The organism is Mycobacterium sp., assembly GCF_049280035.1.
Lineage (GTDB): Bacteria > Actinomycetota > Actinomycetes > Mycobacteriales > Mycobacteriaceae > Mycobacterium.
In genome coordinates this window covers 1-6,177 of the sequence record NZ_JBAPPI010000110.1, presented here as the reverse complement: position 1 = coordinate 6,177, position 6,177 = coordinate 1, and the positions used below count along the sequence as shown (strand labels likewise).

Sequence of the window (6,177 nt, the reverse complement as noted above, 5' to 3'; positions counted from 1 at the left end):
TTCGGACTACAACCTGCTCGTGGTCTCGCGGCTTAAGGAGGAGATCCACGCCGGCCTCAACACGGGGATCATCCGCGGCATGGGCGCCACCGGGCGCGTCGTCACCGCCGCCGGCCTGGTGTTCGCGTTCACCATGATGTCGATGATCGTCAGCGACTTGCGTGTGGTCGGCCAGCTGGGCATGACCATCGGCATCGGTCTGCTGGTCGACACGCTCATCGTGCGCTCCTTCATGACCCCCTCGATCGCCGCCGCACTCGGACGCTGGTTCTGGTGGCCACTGAACACCTTCAAGATCGTGGAGAGAGCCGGTCCCGAGCCCGCATCCGACGCGAACACCGCGCCGATTTTACAGCCGGCGATGGTGTGAATTGCCGATCTTCCAAGCTGGAAACAGCGTTGTCATCCCGGATCGGGACACATGACAGACACGGAATCGAAACTGCGCCAGCGCACCGACGGGCGCCTGGACCGGTCACGCGATCCCGCGATCCTCAACGCCGCCTTGGCCGCCCTGGCGGAGTACGGCTACGACGCCACCAACATGAACGACATCGCCGCACGCGCCGGTGTCGGCAAAGCCGCGATCTACCGCCGGTGGGCCTCGAAAGCAGCGTTGATCACCGACGCACTCGTGTACTGGCGGCCCGACCTGATGAGCGACGAAGCCCCCGACACCGGCAGCCTCACGGGCGATTTCGAACTTCTCGTCGAAGGCGCGGCCCGCAACGACGACGACTTGATCTCCAACGACCTGGTGCTACGGGTCGCAATGGAGGCCGCGCGCGACCCCGAACTCGCTACAGCCCTCGACGACCTGATACTCCACCGAGGTCGGCGGAGGATAACGGCGATACTCAAGCAAGCAGCTGCCCGCGGCGAGATATCGGGTGATCGCGACTGGTCACTGGTCGCCGACGTACTCACCGCCATGGGCCTGATGCGGGTGATCAGCGGACAAACCGTCAACGCCGAGTTCGTGCGACAGGTCATCGACACGTTGGTGCTGCCCGCGGTTTATGCGCCGGTCTCGACTTCACCCGCCCCCACCAGGCGCAGTCCCAAAACAGCTCACCGAGAACACACCTCAATGTCCGGGCGTGCCCGGTGAACCGAGATGACTCTCGTCTCAGGGTCGCGAGTGCTCTTATGCGTATCTCTGGGTGCCGCAACCTGCCCCGGATTCAGCAGCCGACCGACGACACGGCCACGACCCAGCCGCTCCTCGCGGATGCGACGAGTCACCAAGGACCGCAATGAGATTAGCGAAGGTCACAGTCCTGGTGATGGTCGCGGCGGCCATGGTCGCCCTGGCCGCCCCGACGCACGCCGACCCGGATACCGATTTCGCCAATCAGCTTCACGGGCAAGGCATCTACGGTCCCCTCGACTACAACGCCTGGCTGGGCAAGATCACGTGTGAACGACTACGCAACGGCCTAGACACCACTGCGGACAAGTCCGCCCGCTTCGCGTTCGTCAACCTGCCGCGCGGTACCAGCACCGCGCAAAGCTACCAATTCCTCGCCGCCGCAATCGGCACCTACTGCCCCGACCAGGTGCCGATCCTGACCTCGGCGGCCGCACGCCACCAATGATGTTGCAGCCCAGGCCGCGAGGCCGACCCTCCGTATCGACCGATTAGGAGATACCCATGTACCGACCGAGGCGGCCGCGAGCACGTTCTGTTCTGCGGGCCGGGATCGCCGTACTTACCGCCACGATCGCGACGACGGTGTTGCCCGCCACCGCGATGGCCGACTCGACCGACGATTACCCGATCCCCCGCCGGATGATCGCCACCACCTGCACCGCCGAGCAGATCCTTGCCGCCGCACGTGATTTCACGCCAATCTATTATGAGCGCTACATGATCGACAAGCACAACAAGTCGCCCCAGGTTCAACAGGCCGCCATCGACAGTGCGCACTACTTCTATTCGCTCAACCCTGCCGATCGCAGAGCCTATTCCGAACAAGTAGTCACCAACTTTGCCGATCCCATGACGGCGGCGTGGCCCAACTGGGCGAAGATCTTCTTCAACAACAAAGGCGTCGCCGCCAAAGAAACGGATCACTGCGCCGACTACCCACCCGACGACCTATCCGTGTGGGACTGGTCACCCGCCCGATGACCAACTCTGGAAACCTCGCCACCGCAATCGCTTTGGTCGTTGTGGCGCCAGCTCCACAGGTAAGACATCTCCGGGCGCCGTAGAGGAGTCGCACATGCACCCATCCATGCGGGAGTACGACCTTGTCGTCATCGGTTCTGGCCCCGGCGGACAGAAGGCGGCCATCGCCGCAGCCAAACTCGGCAAAACGGTCGCGGTCATCGAACGCGACCGGACGCTCGGCGGCGTCTCCACCAACACCGGCACGATCCCATCAAAGACGCTGCGCGAGGCGGTGCTCTACCTGACCGGCATAACCCAGCGCGAACTGTACGGCGCGAGTTACCGAGTCAAAGAAAACATCACCCCCGCGGACCTGTTGGCCCGAACCCAGCACGTCATTGACAAAGAGCAGGACGTGGTGCGCTCGCAGCTGATCCGCAACCGCGTCGAGCTCTACACCGGCGACGGCTGCTTCATCGACGAGCACACAGTGCTGGTCGAGGACCAGCACCGCGGCGAGCGGGTCACCGTCAGCGGGCGCTACATCGTCATCGCCACAGGTACCAAGCCGGCGCAACCACCGGGCGTGGAGTTCGACGAAGAGCGCGTGCTGGACTCCGACGGAATCCTCAACCTGAAGTTCGTTCCGGCATCATTGGTTGTGGTTGGCGCCGGCGTGATCGGCATCGAGTATGCGTCAATGTTCGCCGCCCTCGGCACCAAGGTGACCGTCGTCGAACAACGTCATACCATGCTGGATTTCTGTGATCCCGAGATCGTCGAGGCCCTACAGTTTTACCTGCGCGAGCTGGCCGTCACGTTCCGGTTCGGCGAGGAGGTGACCGCCGTCGACGTCGGCGCCTCCGGCACGGTCACCACCCTGGCCAGCGGCAAGCAGATCCCCGCCGCGGCGGTGATGTATTCGGCTGGTCGGCAGGGCCAGACCGACGATCTGGACCTGGCTAACGCCGGGTTGGAGAGCGATAGCCGCGGAAGGATTTTCGTCGACGGCAAGTTCCGCACCAAGGTCGACCACATCTACGCCGTCGGCGACGTGATCGGGTTCCCGGCGCTAGCAGCCACGTCAATGGAGCAGGGTCGGCTGGCCGCAAACCACGCCTTCGGCGAACCGACAGCCGGGATGCTCGAGCTGCAGCCGATCGGCGTCTACACGATCCCGGAGCTGTCCTACGTCGGCGCCACCGAAGTCGAGCTCACCAACGACTCAATCGCCTACGAGGTCGGCGTGTCCCGCTACCGAGAACTGGCCCGCGGCCAAATCACCGGCGCCTCCCACGGCATGCTCAAACTGCTGGTCTCCCCCGACGACCTAAAGCTGCTGGGAGTGCACATCGTCGGCACCAACGCCACCGAACTCGTGCATATCGGGCAGGCGGTGATGGGCTGTGACGGCACGCTCGAGTATCTGGTGGACACGGTGTTCAACTACCCAACGTTCGCCGAGGCCTACAAGGTCGCCGCGTTGGACGTGATGAACAAGATCCGCACGCTCAGCCGCTTCCGCGCGTGATGCCGATGCTGACATCGGTTGCAGAAACCAATCCGATGACATGCGCCGAGTCCGCGAGGCGAAATCGGCGGTGCCGCTACGAAATAAGGCGCACCGCCCTTTGTCGACGGGGACGTTGCGTCGTCGAGACATTCAGCCCCAGCGGAGTGCGCAAAACCGGGACTATGGTTTAGGTTATGGACACCGAGGAACTGCTTCCCGGCGAACTGGCCGCTCGGGCCGGCGTTGCGGTCTCGGCTTTGCACTTCTACGAGCGGCAGGGGCTGATCACCAGCAGGCGCACCTCGGGCAACCAGCGCCGCTACAGTCGCGAGACGCTACGCCGCGTCGCCTTCATCAGAATGTCGCACCGACTGGGCATCCCGTTGGCGCGCGTCCGTGAAGCGCTGGCCACGCTGCCCGGCGGTCGGGTTCCGACCACCCGGGACTGGGCGAGGCTGTCGGCCGGATGGCGGGCCGACCTCGATGATCGGATCCTGCATCTGCAGCGGTTGCGCGACAACCTCGCCGACTGCATCGGCTGCGGTTGTCTGAGCCTGCGCAGTTGCGCTTTGTCCAATCCGGGCGACGTGCTTGCCAACCAGGGCCCCGGGCCGGTCCGGCTGTAGTTCAATGGCGCGGCTCCTCATCGGGCCGCTGCACGGCCCGCATCGTCGCCGCGCGAAGTTCGAACGAGTGTGCGATAGACTCGGCGCCGTGGCGATTGCGGTACAGGAATCGTTGTTCGAGTGCAACGAGCGCAGGCCGCTGGGCAACGGAGCCTGGATCGATATCCGGTCCGGTTGGCTGACCGGCGCCGAGGACTTATTGAGCGAACTGCTGGCGACAGTGCCGTGGCGAGCGGAGCGCCGTCAGATGTATGACCGCGTACTCGACGTGCCCCGGCTGGTGAGTTTTCACGACTTCGCCGTCGAGGATCCGCCGCATCCGCGGCTGAGCCGGGTCCGCCGCCGGCTCAACGACATTTACGCCGGCGAGTTGGGCGAGCCGTTCACCACCGTAGGGCTGTGCTGGTACCGCGACGGGTCGGACAGCGTCGCCTGGCATGGCGACACCATCGGCCGCAGCAGCACCCAGGACACCATGGTGGCGATCGTTAGCCTCGGCGTCACCCGCACCTTCGCGCTGCGGCCCCGCGGCGGCGGGCCGTCGTTGCGGCTGCCACAGGCTCATGGCGATCTGCTGGTGATGGGCGGTTCCTGTCAGCGAACCTGGGAGCACTCGGTTCCCAAAACGTCGTCCGCTACCGGCGCCCGGGTCAGTATCCAGTTCCGGCCGAAAGACGTGCGTTAGAAATCAGCTTCTGACTGCGGCGACCGATTTGACCAGCAAGTCGCGCGCCCGATTGGTGTCGACGGGAGTGGCGGGCTTGTCGGGTCGCAGCAGCGGGTTGGCGGTGATGATCACCTGATAGTCGCCGAAGTGCGCGGAGTAGTTGTAAAGCTCGCCGCTGCGCGGCTTTCCGTTAACCACCGTATGCAGGACCCGGTGCACTCCCAAAGTGCGGGTCCCCTCGATTTGCGGCGCATCGACGACCTCGATCAGGCCGCGCATCTGGCCGCCCTGAAATGCCACCTTCTTGCAGTTCCGTCCCGGTTCGTTGAACGGCAGCGGCTCGGACGTCTGCACTGCCATTGCAATGAAGCGGTTGCCGCCACCCTCGGCGGCAACGGCGGCCATGTTCCCCTGCAGTCCCGGTGGCATGTCCTCGCCGACCACGAATGACGAGCAATCGGGAGGGTCGAACGTCAGCCCCGGCGGAAGCTTGTGCGTTGAAAGCACCTTGGGATCAATTCCGGTCTTCGGGACGTCCTTGACCTTATATCCGGGTCCGAAGCTCGAGTCCACCTGCGAAATCTTGGTGATATCAGCGGAGGGGGCGTTGTCCGAAGATCCGTGAGAGCAGGCCGCCAGCAAGCAGACACTTCCGATCGCGACCACTATCCGCATCATCCGCGTCAATCTAATGCACCGCCCTCAGACACGTAACGCCGACACCGCTTTCACCAGCAGGTCGGCGGCGAACCGCGGCGTCAGCGGCGACTGCGCTGAGCCGGGGTCACTGATCAGCGTGGTGAACGCGTAGTAATCGCCGAGATAAGCCGTGAACGTGTTTGCCCGGGAGCCGATTTGGTTGCCGCCCTCAACCGACGTGGTGATATCGGTAGCCATGCCGAGGGTTTCGACGCCGTCGATGCGAGGAGCATCGACCAGATGAACGCGCGCGGTGGCACGCCCGCTGGTCATGGTCCACGCCCGGCACTGGGTAACCAGCGACTGATCCAGTGAAACCGGTCCGCTCGGCGCAGCCGCAACCACCGCGTACACGATGCCGCCCGCGCCAGATCCCGAAATGCCTTGAGCGGATTGCCCGTGACCGCCGGCCGGGTCGGCAAGCGCCGCGCAGCGCGCAGGGGTTGATGCGCTATTCCCGCCAATACCCCAGATCGCCGGTGGCGCGGCCTCGCCCGAAACCGCGGTTACCTCATAGCCAGGCGGCAGTTCGCGTCCGACCCGTCTGATGTTGGCG

9 protein-coding genes are annotated in these 6,177 nt (G+C 64.6%); 7 read left to right on the top strand and 2 right to left on the bottom strand.

What is annotated here, in order from left to right; translation table 11 throughout:
• The 7 genes from WAN71_RS03730 to WAN71_RS03700 all read left to right on the top strand — a co-directional run.
• The coding region (locus WAN71_RS03730; protein ID WP_422224040.1) for an MMPL family transporter at window positions 1-370 on the top strand (370 nt) is incomplete at its 5' end.
• 51 nt (window positions 371-421) lie between these two features.
• On the top strand, window positions 422-1,111 hold the full coding sequence (locus WAN71_RS03725) for a TetR/AcrR family transcriptional regulator (RefSeq protein WP_422224039.1): 690 nt from the start codon (window positions 422-424) through the stop codon (window positions 1,109-1,111).
• Window positions 1,112-1,256: 145 nt separating this feature from the next.
• The gene (locus tag WAN71_RS03720; protein ID WP_422224038.1) at window positions 1,257-1,598 is read left to right on the top strand and encodes a DUF732 domain-containing protein; all 342 of its coding nucleotides are present in this window, start codon (window positions 1,257-1,259) and stop codon (window positions 1,596-1,598) included.
• A 56-nt stretch (window positions 1,599-1,654) separates the two neighbouring features.
• Window positions 1,655-2,134, top strand: a complete 480-nt coding sequence (locus WAN71_RS03715; protein WP_422224037.1) for a DUF5078 domain-containing protein — start codon at window positions 1,655-1,657, stop codon at window positions 2,132-2,134.
• A 106-nt stretch (window positions 2,135-2,240) separates the two neighbouring features.
• The gene (gene sthA / locus WAN71_RS03710) at window positions 2,241-3,647 is read left to right on the top strand and encodes a Si-specific NAD(P)(+) transhydrogenase (protein WP_422224041.1); all 1,407 of its coding nucleotides are present in this window, start codon (window positions 2,241-2,243) and stop codon (window positions 3,645-3,647) included.
• Window positions 3,648-3,823: 176 nt separating this feature from the next.
• Window positions 3,824-4,255, top strand: a complete 432-nt coding sequence (soxR, locus tag WAN71_RS03705; protein WP_422224036.1) for a redox-sensitive transcriptional activator SoxR — start codon at window positions 3,824-3,826, stop codon at window positions 4,253-4,255.
• Between the two features lie 88 nt (window positions 4,256-4,343).
• Window positions 4,344-4,940 carry an alpha-ketoglutarate-dependent dioxygenase AlkB gene (locus WAN71_RS03700; protein ID WP_422224035.1) on the top strand — a complete coding sequence of 199 codons (597 nt, stop codon included), beginning with the start codon at window positions 4,344-4,346 and terminating at the stop codon, window positions 4,938-4,940.
• Between the two features lie 3 nt (window positions 4,941-4,943).
• Here the strand turns inward: WAN71_RS03700 and WAN71_RS03695 are convergent, their stop codons facing one another.
• Complete coding sequence (locus WAN71_RS03695; RefSeq protein WP_422224034.1) at window positions 4,944-5,600, bottom strand: DUF5642 family protein; 657 nt, start codon at window positions 5,598-5,600, stop codon at window positions 4,944-4,946.
• Between the two features lie 24 nt (window positions 5,601-5,624).
• Window positions 5,625-6,177 (bottom strand): DUF5642 family protein (locus tag WAN71_RS03690; protein WP_422224033.1); only part of this gene is annotated, 553 nt, incomplete at its 5' end.

Coding starts and splice junctions, on each gene's coding strand:
- WAN71_RS03695 (WP_422224034.1), bottom strand. CDS start 5,600: ATGATGCGGATAGTGGTCGCGATCGGAAGTGTCTGCTTGCTGGCGGCC.
- sthA (WP_422224041.1), top strand. CDS start 2,241: ATGCGGGAGTACGACCTTGTCGTCATCGGTTCTGGCCCCGGCGGACAG.
- WAN71_RS03715 (WP_422224037.1), top strand. CDS start 1,655: ATGTACCGACCGAGGCGGCCGCGAGCACGTTCTGTTCTGCGGGCCGGG.
- WAN71_RS03720 (WP_422224038.1), top strand. CDS start 1,257: ATGAGATTAGCGAAGGTCACAGTCCTGGTGATGGTCGCGGCGGCCATG.
- WAN71_RS03725 (WP_422224039.1), top strand. CDS start 422: ATGACAGACACGGAATCGAAACTGCGCCAGCGCACCGACGGGCGCCTG.
- soxR (WP_422224036.1), top strand. CDS start 3,824: ATGGACACCGAGGAACTGCTTCCCGGCGAACTGGCCGCTCGGGCCGGC.